The 16,072-nt window shown below is 69.8% G+C and carries 12 protein-coding genes; 7 read left to right on the plus strand and 5 right to left on the minus strand.

Annotated elements, in window-relative coordinates; genetic code table 11:
• Nucleotides 1-86 precede the first annotated feature (86 nt).
• From B0F77_RS28430 to B0F77_RS28450, 5 genes are read left to right on the plus strand one after another with little or no spacing between them, the layout of a single operon-like run.
• Nucleotides 87-2,027 (plus strand): molybdopterin oxidoreductase family protein, encoded by a 1,941-nt coding sequence (locus B0F77_RS28430; protein ID WP_086666064.1) that lies wholly within the window; start codon nucleotides 87-89, stop codon nucleotides 2,025-2,027.
• Nucleotides 2,028-3,797 (plus strand): NAD(P)H-dependent oxidoreductase subunit E, encoded by a 1,770-nt coding sequence (locus B0F77_RS28435; protein ID WP_086666065.1) that lies wholly within the window; start codon nucleotides 2,028-2,030, stop codon nucleotides 3,795-3,797. It abuts the gene before it with no gap.
• Nucleotides 3,794-4,651 (plus strand): 2Fe-2S iron-sulfur cluster-binding protein, encoded by an 858-nt coding sequence (locus tag B0F77_RS28440; RefSeq protein WP_086666066.1) that lies wholly within the window; start codon nucleotides 3,794-3,796, stop codon nucleotides 4,649-4,651. The genes B0F77_RS28435 and B0F77_RS28440 overlap by 4 nt, the downstream gene beginning before the upstream one ends.
• A gap of 27 nt (nucleotides 4,652-4,678) precedes the next feature.
• Nucleotides 4,679-6,220: an aldehyde dehydrogenase family protein gene (locus B0F77_RS28445; protein WP_086666067.1), complete on the plus strand. Its 1,542-nt coding sequence runs from the start codon at nucleotides 4,679-4,681 to the stop codon at nucleotides 6,218-6,220.
• On the plus strand, nucleotides 6,217-7,203 hold the full coding sequence (locus B0F77_RS28450; protein ID WP_158102845.1) for an acyl-CoA dehydrogenase family protein: 987 nt from the start codon (nucleotides 6,217-6,219) through the stop codon (nucleotides 7,201-7,203). Before B0F77_RS28445 ends, B0F77_RS28450 begins: the two co-directional genes overlap by 4 nt.
• Before the next feature lie 144 nt (nucleotides 7,204-7,347).
• On the opposite strand, the gene B0F77_RS28455 is transcribed toward B0F77_RS28450, so the two are convergent.
• Nucleotides 7,348-10,032 (minus strand): AfsR/SARP family transcriptional regulator, encoded by a 2,685-nt coding sequence (locus B0F77_RS28455; RefSeq protein ID WP_086666069.1) that lies wholly within the window; start codon nucleotides 10,030-10,032, stop codon nucleotides 7,348-7,350.
• A 292-nt stretch (nucleotides 10,033-10,324) separates the two neighbouring features.
• A complete protein-coding gene (locus B0F77_RS28460; protein WP_086666070.1) occupies nucleotides 10,325-11,047 on the minus strand; it encodes a YqjF family protein in 723 nt (240 codons plus the stop codon).
• A 79-nt stretch (nucleotides 11,048-11,126) separates the two neighbouring features.
• On the opposite strand from B0F77_RS28460, the gene B0F77_RS28465 reads away from it, so the two are divergent.
• The gene (locus tag B0F77_RS28465; RefSeq protein WP_086666071.1) at nucleotides 11,127-12,419 is read left to right on the plus strand and encodes a nucleobase:cation symporter-2 family protein; all 1,293 of its coding nucleotides are present in this window, start codon (nucleotides 11,127-11,129) and stop codon (nucleotides 12,417-12,419) included.
• On the opposite strand, the gene B0F77_RS49130 is transcribed toward B0F77_RS28465, so the two are convergent.
• The 3 genes from B0F77_RS49130 to B0F77_RS28480 are packed head-to-tail and all read right to left on the minus strand — an operon-like array spanning nucleotide 12,391 to nucleotide 15,644.
• The gene (locus tag B0F77_RS49130; RefSeq protein WP_211294064.1) at nucleotides 12,391-12,681 is read right to left on the minus strand and encodes a PASTA domain-containing protein; all 291 of its coding nucleotides are present in this window, start codon (nucleotides 12,679-12,681) and stop codon (nucleotides 12,391-12,393) included. The two genes, B0F77_RS28465 and B0F77_RS49130, sit on opposite strands and share 29 nt — an antisense overlap.
• 6 nt (nucleotides 12,682-12,687) lie before the next feature.
• Complete coding sequence (locus B0F77_RS28475) at nucleotides 12,688-13,323, minus strand: TetR/AcrR family transcriptional regulator (RefSeq protein WP_086666072.1); 636 nt, start codon at nucleotides 13,321-13,323, stop codon at nucleotides 12,688-12,690.
• 8 nt (nucleotides 13,324-13,331) lie between these two features.
• Nucleotides 13,332-15,644: a glycoside hydrolase family 3 protein gene (locus B0F77_RS28480; protein WP_086666073.1), complete on the minus strand. Its 2,313-nt coding sequence runs from the start codon at nucleotides 15,642-15,644 to the stop codon at nucleotides 13,332-13,334.
• A gap of 119 nt (nucleotides 15,645-15,763) precedes the next feature.
• Between B0F77_RS28480 and B0F77_RS28485 the strand changes: the two genes are divergently transcribed.
• The coding region (locus B0F77_RS28485) for an AfsR/SARP family transcriptional regulator (RefSeq protein ID WP_211294065.1) at nucleotides 15,764-16,072 on the plus strand (309 nt) is incomplete at its 3' end.

Below are 16,072 nucleotides of genomic sequence, written 5' to 3' on the forward strand. Positions count from 1 at the left end.
GGTGGGGGTGTCCCCAGGTGAGGAATTCTCGCCTAGGGCTAGCGCATACCGAAGATTGCATACAGTATGGGAGCAGGAGGTGTCGTATGAGCAGGCGGAAGAAGACCGAGCCCTACGTCCGGCTGACCCAGCCGCTGGTGCGCGACTCGGGCGTCCTGCGCCCGGCCACCTGGGACGAGGCACTGGACCGCGCCGCAGAGGGTTTCCGCAGGAACGTGGCCAACGGGGGTCCGGACGCGTTCGGCATGTTCTCCTGTGCGCGGGCCACGAACGAGATGAACTACATGGCGCAGAAGTTCACCAGGGCCGTGATCGGGACGAACAACGTCGACTCGTGCAACCGCACGTGTCACGCGCCGAGTGTGGCCGGTCTCGCCAAGGTGTTCGGCAGTGGTGGTGGTACTTCCTCGTACCAGGAGATCGAGGATGCCGACCTCATCATCCTGTGGGGCTCCAACGCCCGTGAGGCGCACCCGATCTTCTTCCAGCACGTGCTCAAGGCCGTCAACAAGGGCGCGAAGCTGTACGTGGTCGACCCGCGGTTGACGAGCACCGGCAAGTGGGCGCACAAGTGGTTGCGGCTCAACGTCGGCACGGACATTCCGCTGGCCCACGCCATCGCGCGCGAGATCATCGCCTCGAACCTCATCAACATGTCGTTCGTCGAACGGGCGACCGAGGGTTTCGACGAGTTCGTGAAGGCCGTCGAGCCGTGGACGTTGCCGGTCGCCGAACTGGAGACCGGGGTGCCGGCCGAGTTGATCCGCGAGCTCGCGCACGCCTATGCCAAGGCCGATCGCGGGCAGCTCAGCTGGACGCTGGGCATCACCGAGCACCACAACGGCACCAACAACGTGCTGAGCCTGATCAACCTGTCGCTGCTGACCGGGCAGGTCGGGCGGTACGGGGCCGGGCTGAACCCGTTGCGCGGGCAGAACAACGTCCAGGGCGGTGGCGACATGGGCGCCATCCCGGACCGGTTGCCGGGCTTCCAGGACATCACGGACCCGAACGTCGCCAAGAAGTTCAACGACGCGTGGGGCTCGAACTTCAGGGCCGCCAAGGGCTGGAACCTCACCCAGATGCTGGAGGCGATGGAACGCGGTGACATGACCACCGTGTACATCATCGGGGAGAACCCGGTGCAGTCCGAGGCCGACTGCGAGCACACGATCAAGCGACTGTCCAACTTGGACCACGTGGTGGTGCAGGACATCTTTCTCACCAAGACCGCGCAGCTCGCGCACGTCGTGTTGCCCGCCGCGGCGGCGTGGTGCGAGACGGACGGCACGTTCACGAACAGCGAGCGCCGGGTGCAGCGGGTGCGCAAGGCACTCACGCCGCCCGAGGGTGCGCGCGACGACATCGAGATCATGGGTGAGATCGCGACGCGGCTCGGCGCGGACTGGCAGCACAAGACCGGCGAGGACGTCTGGGACGAGCTGCGCAGCCTGTCGCCGATCCACACCGGCATGACCTACGAACGGCTCGAAAAGCTCGGCGGCATCCAGTGGCCGTGCCCGAGCGAGGACTCGCTCGAACCCAGCTTCCTGCACGGCCGGTTGTGGGAGGAGGACCCGGTGAAACGCGGGATGCCCGCGACGTTCTCGCCGGTGCCGCACAGCCCGCCCGTCGACGAGCTGACGAGTGAGTTCCCGTTCCGGCTCACCACCGGGCGCCGGCTCGACTCCTACAACACCGGGGTGCAGTCGAGCGGGTTCGAGTCGCCGTTGCGGATGGGCGAGACGCTCGACCTGTGCCCGCAGGACGCCGCGGCACTCGGGGTCACGGCCGGTGAGGAAGTGCGGATCACCAGCAGGCGCGGGCAGATCCAGGCGCCGGTGCGGATCGACGACGGGCTCACGCCGGGGCTCGTGTTCATGACGTTCCACTTCCCGGACGAGATCGACGTCAACATCATCACGATCGAGGCGACCTGCCCGATCGCGGGAACGGCCGAGTACAAGGCCGCGGCCGTGCGCATCGACAAGCTTCCGGTGCCTGCTGTTTCCGGGACGGTGGGCTGAGTGGACCTCAAACTCCTCGACGTCGAGCCCACCGAGGCCGAACGCGTGGTCGTGGACCTGTTCAACGGCATGGGGCGCGACCAGTTGCTGCCCGCCCTGCACGCCGTCAACGACCGGGTCGGCTGGATCAGTCAGGGCGCGCTGAACCACATCTGCCGCGTGCTGCACGTCCCACCGGCCGAGGCGTACGGCGTGGCGAGCTTCTACTCGCTGTTCTCGCTGACCGAACGGCCGGCGAAGATCGTGCACGTCTGCGTCGACCTGGCCTGCCAGGTCAACGGCGCGAAAGCGTTGTGCGACAGGCTGACCGACGAGCTCGGGCCGGCGGGCACGCGGAGCGGCTGGCTGCGCAGCCCCTGTCTCGGGGTGTGCGAGAAGGCTCCGGCGGCGCTCGCGTTCGAGGCGGGGGAGGTGGCGAAGGAGCAACTCCTGGCGCCCACCCACGCCGGCGAGGTGATCGCGGTGGCGGCCGCTGGTCCCTCCCACTCCGAAGGTGGGCGCGCGGAGGTGCCACAGGCCGGTGACCCCGGCCTGCGGCTGCTCGAACGGGTCGGCGTCGTCGATCCGGAGTCGCTGGACGACTACCGGGCGACGGGCGGCTACACGGCGTTGCGGACGGCCCTCCTCCTGGGCCCGTCCGGCGTGATCCGCGAGGTCACCGACGCCAAGCTGATGGGCCGCGGTGGTGCGGCGTTCCCGACGGGACGCAAGTGGGACGCGACCGCACGCCAGCCCGTCCGGCCGCACTACCTGGTGTGCAACGCCGACGAGAGCGAGCCCGGCACGTTCAAGGACCGGCTGCTCATGGAGGGCGACCCGTTCTCGGTGATCGAGTCGATGACGATCGCCGGGTTCGCCGCGGGGTGTTCGAAGGGTTACCTGTACCTGCGCGGCGAGTATCCGCTGGCGCTGCACCTGTTGCGCAACGCGATCTCGAAGGCGCGCGAGCGCGGGTTCCTCGGCACGAACATCATGGGACACGAGGGTTTCTCGTTCGACATCGAGATCCGCCGCGGTGCCGGCGCGTACATCTGCGGCGAGGAAACCGCGATCTTCAACTCCATCGAGGGCTTCCGCGGTGAGCCGCGGTCGAAGCCTCCCTTCCCGGTGGAGGCAGGACTCTTCGGCAAGCCGACCGTGGTCAACAACGTGGAGACGCTGGTGAACGTGCCGGTGATCCTCACGGAGGGCGGCGAGGCCTACACCCGGACCGGCACCGCCGGGTCCACCGGGTCGAAGCTGTTCTGCCTGTCGGGCAACGTGAGTCGTCCGGGCGTGTACGAGGTGCCGTTCGGCACCACGCTCGGGGAACTCCTCGATCTGGCGGGTGGCGTGCCGCCAGGCCGGGAGCTGCGAGCGGTACTGCTCGGCGGGGCGGCAGGCGGGTTCGTTCGCCCGGACGAGCTCGACCTGCCGCTCACCCTGGAGGACGCGCGGGCCGCCGGCACCACCCTCGGCTCCGGTGTGGTGCTCGTGCTCGACGACACCGCTGACCTGGGCAGCTTCCTGTTGCGCATCGCCGCTTTCTTCCGCGACGAGTCGTGCGGGCAGTGCGTGCCGTGCCGGATCGGGACCGTGCGGCAGGAAGAGGCGCTGCACCGGCTCGTCGGCAAGCGTCCGCTGAGCACCGGCGCGGCTGATCTCCAGCTGTTGCGTGAAGTCGGGCAGGTCATGCGGGACTCGTCCATCTGCGGTCTCGGTCAGACAGCGTGGAACGCCATCGAATCGGCTCTTGATCGGCTGGGTTACGCGGAGGAGGCGACGAAATGACGATCGTCGAGATCGGGCTTCCGAAGCGGCTGGTCGAGCTGACGCTGGACGGTGAAAGCGTTCGCGTGCCGGAAGGTGCGACGATCCTGGACGCCTGCACGGCGTCCGGGAAGTCGATTCCCACCCTCTGTTACGGCGACACGTTGAAGCCCGCCAACGCCTGCCGCGTGTGCATGGTCGAGGTCGAGGGTTCGCGCACGCTGGTGCCGTCGTGCTCGCGCAAGGTCGAGCCGGGCATGGTCGTGCGCACCGACTCCGAGCGCACGCAACACAGCCGCAAGCTGGTGCTGGAACTTCTCGGGTCCGCGACGGACCTCTCCACCACGCCGCACGTGGACGAGTGGATGTCCGCGTGCGGCGCCGACCCCTCCCGGTTCGGGCCGGACGCCGCCACGAAACGTCAACCGACCATAGTGGACAATCCGCTGTACGTCCGCGACTACGGCAAGTGCATCATGTGTTACAAGTGCGTTGACGCGTGCGGCGACCAGTGGCAGAACAGCTTCGCGATCTCGGTGGCCGGCCGCGGCTTCGACTCGCGGATCTCGACCGAGTTCTCCGCGCCGTTGCCCGACAGCGCGTGCGTGTACTGCGGCAACTGCATCGAGGTCTGTCCGACCGGTGCGCTGAGCTTCAAGCGCGAGCACGACAAGCGCGAAGACGGCACGTGGGACGAGTCGAAGCAGACCGAGACCACGACCATCTGCACGTTCTGCGGTGTCGGATGCAACCTCACGCTGCACGTGCAGGACAACGAGATCGTCAAGGTCACGTCACCGCACGAAAGCACTGTCACGCACGGAAACCTGTGCATCAAGGGCCGCTTCGGCTGGCAACACGTGCAAAACCGCTGATTCTCCGGACACCGGGAGGGCGCTCCGATGTCGTTGATCCTCAAGCCCGGAACTTCCTGGAACGACGTGTATTCGCAGTGCGTCAAGGTCGCACCGGAAGCGTTCCACGACGATCGGCTGCTCAACCACTTCGGCGGCGGGTGGAGCCGTTCCGGCGAACCGATGCCCGCCACCACCCCCGTCGACGGCTCCACCATCGCGGGCCCGCCGTTCCTCGACTTCGACGTCGCGGGCCGCGCGGTGGTCTCCGCCGTCGAGCAGCACATGGAGTGGCGCGAAGTGCCTCTCGCGGAACGCAAAGCGCGCGTTTCGGAGGCCCTGAACGCCCTGACTGAGCACCGCGACCTGCTGTCGTTGCTGCTGGTGTGGGAGATCGGCAAGCCGTGGCGGCTCGCGACGGCCGACGTCGACCGCTGCATCGAGGGTGTGCGGTGGTACGTCGAGGAGATCGACGGAATGCTCGCGGGCCGGACACCGTTGAACGGCCCGGTCAGCAACATCGCCTCCTGGAACTACCCGATGAGCGTGCTGATGCACGCGATGCTGGTGCAGGCGTTGGCGGGCAACGCCGTCATCGCCAAGGCACCGACCGACGGCGGCGTGAGCTGCCTGACCCTCGCCACGGCGCTGGCGGTGCGGTCGGGACTGCCGTTCACACTGGTCAGCGGGAGCGGGGCCGAGCTGGCACCGGTGCTGGTCGGGTCGTCGTTCCTGGGCTGTGTGTCCTTTGTGGGCGGTCGCGACGTCGGCAGCGCCATCGCGACCCGGCTGGTCGACTCCCAGCGCCGGCACGTGCTGGAGCAGGAGGGCCTGAACTGCTGGGGTGTCTGGGAAACCGACTCGTGGGACATGCTCGGCACGCAGATCCGCAAGGCCTTCGACTACGGCAAGCAGCGTTGCACCGCCTACCCGCGCTACGTCGTGCAGCGGTCGTTGTTCGACAAGTTCCTGAACGTCTACCTGCCCGCGGTACGGGACGTGAAGTTCGGTCACCCGCTCGCCGTCGCTTCACCCGGCGACGAGCTGCCGACGCTGGACTTCGGCCCGCTGATCAACGACGCGAAGGCCAAGGAACTCGGCGACGTCGTGGACGAGGCGATCAGGGCCGGTGGCGTGCCGCTGTACCGGGGATCACCCGACGACGGCCGGTTCCTGCCCGGCCAGCAGACCGCCGCCTACCTGGCACCGGTCGCGATCCTCGACCCGCCGCGGTCGTCCGTGCTGCACCACGCCGAACCGTTCGGTCCGGTCGACACGATCGTGCTGGTGGACACCGAGGCCGAGCTGCTGGCCGCGATGAACGCCTCGAACGGCGCGTTGGTCGCCTCGCTGGCTTGCGACGACGAGGCCACGGCACGGCGGTTGAGCGCGGACGTCCAGGCCTTCAAGGTCGGGATCAACAAGCCGCGGTCGCGCGGTGACCGTGACGAGGTGTTCGGTGGCCGTGGCGCGTCGTGGCGCGGTGCGTTCGTAGGTGGCTCGTTGCTGGTGCACGCCGTCACAGAGGGCCCGCCCGACGAACGGCCGTACGGCAACTTCCCCTCCTACTCTCTCTACCCGCCAACGTGACCTATCGCGCGGACCTGCTCCGCATCGTGCAGAACGTGGTGGCCCCGCAGGCCGCCGATGTCGACCAACAGGCCAGATTCCCGCGCGCGGCACTGAACTCGCTGGGCGCCAGCGGCATCCTGGGCATGACCATCTCGCGCACGGTCGGCGGGGGAGGGCAGGACCTCCGGTCGGCCGGGCGAGTGGTCGAACACGTCGCAAGTGTCTGCGGCGCAACGGCTTCCGTGTTGCGCTCGCACTACTCCGCGGCCGCTGTGCTGGACCGCTCCGGTCCGCACTGGCTGCGTGCGGAGATCGCGGCCGGTCGGCACCTCTCGACGTTGGCGGCGTTCGGCTCTGACGGCGTGGTGTCCGTGCACGGCGACGTGGTGCAGGTGCGGGCGCGCAAGAACTGGGTGATCGCGGCCGGTGAGGCGGACAGCTACGTCTGGTCGTGCGGTGCCGCGTTGTTCCTGGTGCCCGCACAGGCACCGGGACTGCTGGTGCCGGCCGACCACGCCGGGATGGGGTTGCGCGGGACCGTCGCCACGTGCGTGGAGGCGGATCCCGTGCGGGTGCCGGCGTCCAACCAGCTGTGGTCGGAAGAGCTGGCGTTCCCGTGGTTCCTGGTGCTCGGGGCCGCCGTGTCGCTGGGGCTGATGGAGGGTGCGCTGGCCGCGGCGCTGAGACATCTCGGCGGCGGTGACCCGCGCACACGGGCCGATCTGGTCCGGATGCGGCTGCGCACCGACTCGGTTCGGGTGCTCTACAACGACACCCTGTCCGCGGTGACGTGGCATCCGGAACGGTCCGCCGACCGGGTCCGGCTGCTGGCGGTCACCGCGACCGAGGCCGCGGTCGCGGTGACCGACCTGGCGATGAAGGTGTGCGGGGACGCGGCGTTCCGGCGGGACCTGGGCATCGAGCGCAGGTTCCGGGACGCGCGAGCGGCGGCCGCGATCGAGCCGACGGTCGACTCCCTGCTGGATTCGGTGGAGATCTGACCATCGCCAGGCCAAGACGTCTGCAAGTACCACCAACTCAACATCAACAGGCCGGTAACTGCAACCAACCTGTTCGGCGCTCGTCGAACAGGTTGGTTGCAGTTACCGGCGGTTTGATCATCGGTTGGTGGTACTTGCAGACGCCTAGAGCCGGGCGCGGACCTCGTCCGCCCTCGGTTCGCCCAGCTCCTCGAACAGCGTCACGGACTCCAGCCAGCACTTCTCCGCCCCGCGCCGGTCCCCGAGGCCGTCCAGCGCCAGCCCCAGGTTGTCCAGCGCCTCGGCCTGCCCGTACAGGTCGCCGATCGCCCGGAACGTCTCCAGCGCCCGGTCGATGTACGACGCCGCCTGCGGGAAGTCGGCCAACCCCCGGTACACCTCGCCGATGTTGTTGAGCAGGATCGCCTCGCTGTACGGGTCCTTGACCTCCTGCCGGATCTCCAACGCCCGCAGGTAGCGGGCCAGCGCGACGTCGAACCGGCCGGCGTCGGCGTGCAGCAGGGCGATGTTGTTCAGCATCACCGCTTCCGTGTGCAGGTTGCCCAGCTCACGGGCGATCTCGGCCGCCTGCTCGAAGCACGACAACGCGTCGTCGACCCGCTTCTGCACCATGTACACGATGCCGAGGTTGTTCAGCGTCGGCTCCTGCCGCGATTTGTCGCCGATCGCGCGGAAGATCGCCAACGCCTGCTGGTAGCACTCGATGGACTCGTCGTGCCGCCGGACCTCGCGCAACGCGATGCCCAAGGTGATCAGCATCCGGCCCTCGGCACTGCGGTCGCCCACCGAACGCGCCGCGGCCAGCGCGACCCCGTGCGTGTCGATCCAGTCGGCCCAGTGCTTGCGGAGGTTGAAGAAGTCCCACAGGCACTGGGCGAGGGTCCAGGAGTGTTCCGGCAGCCCGTGCTCGGCCGCCTCGCGGATGGCCGCGACGAGGTTCGCGCGTTCGGTGTCGCACCACAGCAAGGCGGCATCCCGGTCGGCGAACGTGCGGGGGTGCACGGCCGGGTCCGCAGGCCGGATCTCCAGCTTGCGCTGCGGGTTCAGCTGCTGCGCGCTCTGCCACGACGTGTGCACGTACCAGTCCATCACCCGCCGCCGCACCAGCGAACGGGCAGGCGGCGGCTCGGCGGCCGTGACCTGTTCAACGGCGTACGCGCGCAACAGGTCGTGCAATCCGTAACGCCCAGGTGTGTGCTGCTGCAGCAGGTGTTCGTCGAGCAACGTCTCCAGCAGGTCCTCGGCCTCGTACGCGGTCAGCCCGGCGAGGGCGGCGGCGGATTCGGCCGTGACGTCCTCTCCCGGGTGGAGCCCGAGGAGTCGAAACAGGCGCCTCTGGTGCTCAGGCAACGCCTGGTACGAGAGGTCGAACACGCCCCGCGCACCGAGACCGCCCCCTCTTTCCAGCTGGGCCACCAGGTCCAGCACGGTCCACTGTGGACGGCGGGCGAGCCGTTTGGCGGCCAGCGCCACGGCGATCGGCAGGTGCCCGCACAGCTCCGCGACGCGTTCGGCCGCCTCGCGGTCGGCGTTCACCCGATCCTCACCGGCGATGCGCGCCAGCAGCCTGACCGCCTCGCCGGGCGTGAAGACGTCCAGCGACAGCGACTTCACCCCGTCGAGCCGCAACAGCGTGCGGCGGCTGGTGACCAGCACCAGGCACGACGCACCGCCGGGCAGCAACGGCCGGATCTGGTCCTCGCCCGCCGCGTTGTCCAGCAGCACCAACGCGCGCTTGCCCGCCAGCCGGTCGCGGTACAACGCCGCGCGTGACTCCAGCGACTCCGGGATCTGCCCGCCCGGCACGCCCAGCAGGCGCAGGAAGCTCTCCAGCACCGCCGCGGGGTCCGCCGGGAGTTCGTCCGCGTCGAAGCCGTGCAGATCGGCCCACAGCTGCACGTCCGGATAGCGCGACACGAGCTGATGTGCCGCCCGCACGGCCAGTTTCGTCTTGCCGACGCCGGCCATGCCCTCGATCGCGGAGATCACGACCGTCGAGTGCGGGCCCGGCTCGCACAGCCGCCGCAGCTCCGACTCACGGCCGGTGAACTCGGCGATGTCCATCGGCAGCTGGCGGTGCGCGTTCAGAGCCGCCGGCGAGGGCACCCGGCTTTCGAGGATCACCTGCTGCAACTGCCGCAGCCGGGCGCCCGGCTCCACGCCGACCTGCTCGACCATGTGCTTGCGCGCGGCCGCATAGGCCTCCAGCGCCTCACCACGACGCCCGGAGCGGTCCAGCGCCAGCATCAGCTGCGCCCACAGCTCCTCGCGCAACGGGTGCTGCGCCGTCTCCCGCCGCAGCCGGTCGATCACGTCGTCGAACCGGCCCAGTTCCAGCGCCGCCTTCGCGTACCGCTCGACCGCGGTCAGCCGTTTCTCCTGCAGCCGCGTGAACTCCGCGCGCAGCAACGGACCTGCGGACAGCTCAGCGGTCGGAACCCCGTGCCACCTGGCCAGCGCCTGGGCGAACAGGTCCGCGGCGCCCTTGGCGTCGCCGTCCGCCGCGGCTTCCTCGCCCGACCGCACAAGTCGCTCGAACGCGTCCAGGTCGAGCTCACCGGGCTCGACGACGAGCTGGTAGCCGTGACCGGGCCGGGTGATCAGCCGTTCGCCGAGAACCTTGCGCAACCCTGCCACGTAGGTGCGCAGGTTCGACTCCGGTGACACCGGCGGTGAGTCCCAGACCGCCTCAGTCAGCTGTGCGACGCTGACGGCTTCGTTGGCGTGCAGCAACAGCATCGTGAGCACGGCGCGTTGCCGTGGTCCGCCCAGCTCCAGCGGTGTGCCCGTCCGCCGTACCGCCAGCGAGCCGAGCAGCAGGAACTCCACAGGTGCATTTCTCCTTGATGTTCGGGGTCGTTCGGACAAGCCATCCTCGCGCACGCCCAGGCCGTCTGTGCGCGGCCTGGGCGAAATCTGTGCGCGTCTCCTGGCACCTTTGTACTCAGATCCGGAACCTGCGCCGCCGGGCCCGAGAAGACCTGGGACAGGGGGTCGGCGCAGTGACCGGGTCCGGTTCCCCCAAGAACCCGGCCGACGTGTGAAAGTCACCGCGCACGTCGGCCACCTACCGCAAGACCGGTGGCCCGGACGGGTCCCCCAGACTGGGCCGGGCCACCACCTACTTCGACGGCACGCCGAATCGAACCGGCACGCCGGGCGAGTGCAGCACGCTGACCGGGGGTCCCTGGGGGGCTCCCGGTCCGGCGGCTGCCACCAGGCCGTCGTCGAGGTCCAGCAGTTCGGCCTCGTGCAGCCGCCACTCCGGATGGTCGTTGGGCAGGTAGATCGTCCTGCCGTACCAGGACACGTGCAGGCCCCAGCGGGCGGTGAGGAAGCGGCTGAGCTCGTCGGGTTCGATCGGCCGCCCCACCCGTACCACCACCCGGCTCGACGTGCCGCGAGGCTCCGGCCAGATGCGCCGGCAGGTGTAGGTGAGCACGTCGCCGGAGCGTTTCAACCGCATCGACGACCACTTGTACGGCAACCGCGAACTGAGCCGGGCGCCCATCACCGGGACGATGCGGCTGGCGTCGAGGGACAGGAACACGACCCCGCGCCGACCGGCGTCGTCGACCGAGTAGAGGCGGACGTTGGTCTCGCAGAACGTGCCGACGTAGGGCAGCCGCGGCCCGACCGTGCCGCCGATCGGGTGCATCCGGAACGGCACCAGGCCGACGTACGTGACGCCGTTCAGCACGTCCGGCCGGGTGCCCGCGGGCAGGAACCCCGCGACCGACTCCGGCGGCACGGCCCAGTGCAGGAACGTCACGTCACGCCACCACTGGCCGACGGACGCGATCCGCACCGGACGCGGCGTCAACGGCGTCACCGGCTCGGTCATGCCCCCGAACGTACCGCTGAGCGGGCGAGTTCTCCCCGGCGTGATGTCACCGCAACGACCAGGCACTAAACACATCCGCATGGCTCTCAAGCATCCGGTCGACGAGGTTCTGCCACCTGCCAGGCTCGGACTGCTCGGTTTGCAGCACGTCCTCGCCATGTACACCGGCTGCGTCACGGTGCCGCTCGTCTTCGGCGCCGCCGCCGGCCTCGACACCCACACCATCGGCCTGCTGGTGAACGCCGATCTGCTGGTGGCGGGCCTGATCACGCTGCTGCAGTCGCTCGGGATCGGTAACGTCCTGGGCATCCGGCTGCCGGTCGTGGCCGGCGCGACGTTCACCGCCGTGACGCCGATGATCCTGATCGCGGGCCAGTACGGCGTGCAGGCGGTCTACGGCTCGATGCTCGCCGCCGGTGTGTTCGGGATCCTGGTCGCGGTGCCGTTCGCCCGAGCCGTCCGGTTCTTTCCGCCCGTCGTCACCGGCTCGGTGATCACGGTGATCGGGTTGTCGCTCATCGGCGTGGGGGCCGGGCTGATCACGGGCCAGGACGGGGTGGGTTCCGGCAGGGAACTCGCGCTGGCGTTCGGCATCGTGCTGGTGATCGTGCTCGTCGGACGGTTCGCGCGCGGCCTGCTCGGGCAACTGGGCGTGCTGATCGGCCTGGTCGGCGGCACGATCGCGGCGATCTTCCTGGGCATGACCGATTTCTCGAACGTGGGCGGCGCCGCGTGGCTGGGGATCGCCCAGCCGTTCCACTTCGGCGCGCCGCAGTTCCCGTTGGCCGCGGTGCTCTCCATGTGCGTCGTGATGCTGGTGACCTTCACCGAGTCCACCGCAGACATGCTCGCGGTCGGCGAGATGACCGGCCGTCCGGTCACGTCGAAGGACCTGGCGCGCGGTCTGGCGGCCGAGGGCGTCTCCGGGGTGCTGGGTGGGATCATGAACGGGTTCCTGGACACCGTTTTCGGCCAGAACGTCGGTCTCGTCGGCATCACCAAGGTGCGCAGCCGCTACGTCGCCGCGGTCGCCGGCGCGATTCTGGTGGTGCTGGGCCTGATCCCGAAGCTCGGCGAGATCGTCGCCGCCCTGCCGGGGCCGGTGGTCGGCGCGGCCGGGCTGGTCATGTTCGCCACGGTCGCCGCCGTGGGCATCGGGATCCTGCGCCGGGTGGACTTCGAGGACACCGGGAACCTGCTGATCATCGCGGTGACGATCGGGGTCGGCCTGCTCCCGGTCGTGGCCCCGAAGATCTACCAGTCGTTCCCGGCGTGGGCACAGGTGATCGGCGGCAGCGCCATCACGAGCGCGGCGCTGACCGCCTTCGTGCTCAACCTGTTGTTCAACCACACTCGTCGAAGTACTTCGTAGCTTCCAGGTGCCGAGGCAACGGCCGTCGCGGCTCGCGCACACCGCCGCCATCACCGCCGCCCTCGATCCAGACGGTCACCGCGGCCCAGCGTTCGACCGGCGTGCCGGGCGCGGGATGCTGCGCCACGACACGGCCGTTCAGGAGGGGATGGGGACTGTCCGGATCAGGACTCTGCAGGACCAGGCCCGCGTCGTGGCCCACCAGCCACGCGTCGAGTGCCTGCATACCGTGGAAGTTCAGCACCGCCACTGAGAAATGCACATGACTTCACCCGGCGTCGAGGGTACTCCAGCGAGCCCGCAAAGTGTCCGCGAACGCCTCGAATTCCGCGGCCATCGCCACTTCGTCCGGTTGCAGCAACCACTGCTGCTGCAACCCGTCGATCACCGCGATCGTCGTGCGCACCAGTGTGTCGACGGGTGCCTCCGCCGCGATCTCCCCGCGTTCCTGGCCGGTGCGCACGGCTGCGGTCAGCCAGGTGCGGATGCTCGCGTAATGCTGCTTCACCCACGCGTGCGCCGGATGCGACGGTTCCGTGCCCTCGGCCGCGAGCCGCACGAACAACCCGACGAGGTGAGGCCGCGTCGAGTTGCGCGCCACCAGCGCGGTCAGCGCGTCGAACGCGGCCCACCCCAACGGCGGCGCGGTGGTGCCGGTCAGGAAGTCGCCGTCCTGCCGGTCGCGTTCCTCGAGCACGGCCGCGAGCAACGCCGCCTTGCTGGGGAAGTGGTGCAGCAGACCGGATTGCGACAGGCCGGTCCTGGCCGCGACAGCGGCGACCGACGTGCCCTTGAAGCCCGCCGTCGCGAACAGTTCGGTCGCGACGGCCACCGCCTTCGCCCTGGACTCCTCACCCGAGAGGTCCACCCGCGACTTGGCCCGGTACCTGGGCGGGAACGACACCGCTCACCTCACTCCTGATCGGCCCGCAGGGTAACCCGGACGTCGCCGAGCCCGCGGGCGATCAGCAGCTCGCCGCCGCGCAACGGCTGCCAGCCGTCCCCCCACACCCGCTGCGCCCGCGCCTCACACCGCACCTCGACCTGCACGGTGTCACCAGGGCCGACGTCCGCGACGGTCCAGCCGATCAACCGCACCGGTTCGTCGTCCGGCCGCAGGTAGACCTGCACGACCTCGCGCCCCGGCCGGGTGCCGGTGTTGGTGAGCCGCACGGACACCGTGCCGTCCACAATGGACGCCTCACCGTACTCCCAGGTGGTGTAGCCAAGACCGTGGCCGAACCAGAACAACGGGTCGGAGGCGCCGCGGTACCCGATCGCCGTGCCCTCGGTGTACGGCAGCACGCCGTCGACCGGCACCGGGGTCAGCGCGTCGGAGTCCGCGCGCGGGAACGTGGTGACCAACCGCCCGGCCGGTTCGACGTGGCCGAGCAGCGCGGCCGCCACGGCGTCACCGGCTTCCTGGCCCGGCAGACCCGCCCACAGCACGGCGTCGACCTGCGCGAGCCACGGCATCAGGATCGGTGTCGCCGCGTTCACCACGACCACTGTGCGCCGGGCGACCGCCGCCACCGCCGCGACCAACGCGTCCTGCTCGCCCGGCAGCGCCAGCGTGGTCTTGTCGAAGCCCTCGGTCTCCTGCTCCTCGGTCAGGCCGACGACCACGACCGCGACGTCCGCCTCGCGCGCGGCCCTGACCGCGGCGCCGATCGCGTCGGCGGGAGGCAGGGGGACCGGCCGGGTGATCAGACCGACCAGCGCGGCGGACTCGCGGACGCGGGCCGTGACGCGGTCGCCGGGGGAGAGGAGCACCTCGGTCGTCCAGAACGGCGGCTTCAGCAGCGCTTCCTCCACGATGCCGTCCGCCCAGGCCAGGCGCGTGGCGTGCGACTCGCCGGCGACCTCCAGCGTCCAGTCGCCGAACCCGCGCACGCCGACCTGCATGCGCGTCGGCTCGGACAGCACGACCTCGCCGGACACCTCGATCGACGCGGCACCCTGCGCCCAGCCGCCGTACGCCGCGAGTTCGGCGATCTCCATCTCGCGCGACGCCAGCACCTCGCCGGCCGCGTCGAACGTGGTGGCCCGGATGTCCCGCAGCACACCGGTGCCAGGAGAGGCGTGCCGGAACCGGACCTCCACACCGTCCACAACGGACACCCGCTCGCCCAGCAACGAGGTCAGGCCGTCGGCGACGGAGATGACGTGCGGTGGCCGCACCCCGGCCGAGCCACCGCCCTGGGCGACGGTCTCGATCGCGTGCCGGCCGATCAACGCGACCCGTGGCGCGTCCAACGGCAGCACACCGTTGTTCGTCAGCACGGTCATGCCACCGGCGGCGAACCTCCGCAGCTGCTCACGCCTGATGGCGCTGTCCGGCGCGGGGAGGTCTTCCGGCCACGAGCGCTGCGCGCCGAACGCACCGGTGCGTGAAGCCAGGAGCAGCAGCCGGTTCAGGTGGTCGTCGATGACCGACTCGGCGACCTCGCCCGCCTCGACGGCCGCGACGAGCTCGTCCTCCCACGGCCCGCCCGGACCGGGCATCACGAGGTCGAGACCGCCGTTCGCGCTCTCGGCCGTGGACTGGGTGGCGAACCAGTCGGACATGACCAGCCCGTCGAAACCCCACTCGCCCTTGAGCACGCCCTCGACCAGGTCGGTGTGCTCGGTCGCGGGGACGCCGTTGACCTTGTTGTAGGCCGCCATGATCGCCCACGGCGCGGCGTCCTGGACGACGATCTCGAACGGCAGCAGGTACACCTCGCGCAACGTCTTCTCGTCCAGCTCCGAGCTCGCCGTGCGGCGTTCGGTCTCGGACTCGTTGGCCACGTAGTGCTTCGGCGTCGCCGCGATGCCCTTGCCCTGCAGACCGCGCACGTACGCGGCGGCGAGCGCGCCGGTCAGCAGCGGATCCTCGCTGTAGGCCTCGAAGAGCCGGCCGCCGAGCGGTGTGCGGTGCAGGTTGATCGTCGGGCCGAGCACGACGTGCACCTGTTGCGCGGCCGCCTCGTCCGCGAGCACCTCGCCGACCTCGTGGGCCAGCGCGACGTCCCAGTGCTGGGCCAGCAGCGTGGCGTTCGGCAGCACGCAGGCGATCGTGCCGCCCCTGAGTTCGGCGCCGCGCACGCCGGTGGGGCCGTCGGACAGCTTCAGCGACGCCAGCCCGATCTCCGGCTCGGCCCACAGCGCGAACAGCGCGGAACCGGTCAGCAGCCGCACTTTCCGTCGCAGATCCAGGCTGGTGATCGCCTTCTCGATGTCCATGAGCCCAGCACACCAGAAGCCCCGACCGAGTGGTCGGTCGGTATATCGAAACGTTATGTGCCACGGCGCGGCACACCGGTGGCACGCCTCTTCTTGTGGCCAAGGGGAGGGGAATGGTGATGACGATCGAGGTGCGGTTGCTCGGACCGCTGGAGGTTCGCGGGCCGGAGGGTCCCGTGCACTTCGGCGGGGCGCGGCGGCGTGCGGTGTTCGCGATGCTGGCGTTGAGAACCGGCCGGATGGTGTCCAGATCGGCGCTCGTCGACGGCCTGTGGGGCGAGGACGTGCCGCCGACGGGGACGAAGACGTTGCAGGGGCACGTCGCGAAGGTCCGCAGGGCGCTGGAGCTGGCCGGTGCGGACGGCGTGGTGCTGACTCGCGAGCCCGGCTACCTGCTCGACGTCACGCGGGTCGTCGTCGACGTCGAG

The sequence above is a fragment of the Lentzea kentuckyensis genome (genome assembly GCF_002150765.1).
GTDB lineage: Bacteria > Actinomycetota > Actinomycetes > Mycobacteriales > Pseudonocardiaceae > Lentzea > Lentzea kentuckyensis.

Excerpts from the sequence above, each read along its gene's own strand:
- B0F77_RS28430 (WP_086666064.1), top strand. The coding sequence starts at position 87 with ATGAGCAGGCGGAAGAAGACCGAGCCCTACGTCCGGCTGACCCAGCCG.
- B0F77_RS28440 (WP_086666066.1), top strand. The coding sequence starts at position 3,794 with ATGACGATCGTCGAGATCGGGCTTCCGAAGCGGCTGGTCGAGCTGACG.
- B0F77_RS28445 (WP_086666067.1), top strand. The coding sequence starts at position 4,679 with ATGTCGTTGATCCTCAAGCCCGGAACTTCCTGGAACGACGTGTATTCG.
- B0F77_RS28460 (WP_086666070.1), bottom strand. The coding sequence starts at position 11,047 with ATGACCGAGCCGGTGACGCCGTTGACGCCGCGTCCGGTGCGGATCGCG.
- B0F77_RS28465 (WP_086666071.1), top strand. The coding sequence starts at position 11,127 with ATGGCTCTCAAGCATCCGGTCGACGAGGTTCTGCCACCTGCCAGGCTC.
- B0F77_RS28480 (WP_086666073.1), bottom strand. The coding sequence starts at position 15,644 with ATGGACATCGAGAAGGCGATCACCAGCCTGGATCTGCGACGGAAAGTG.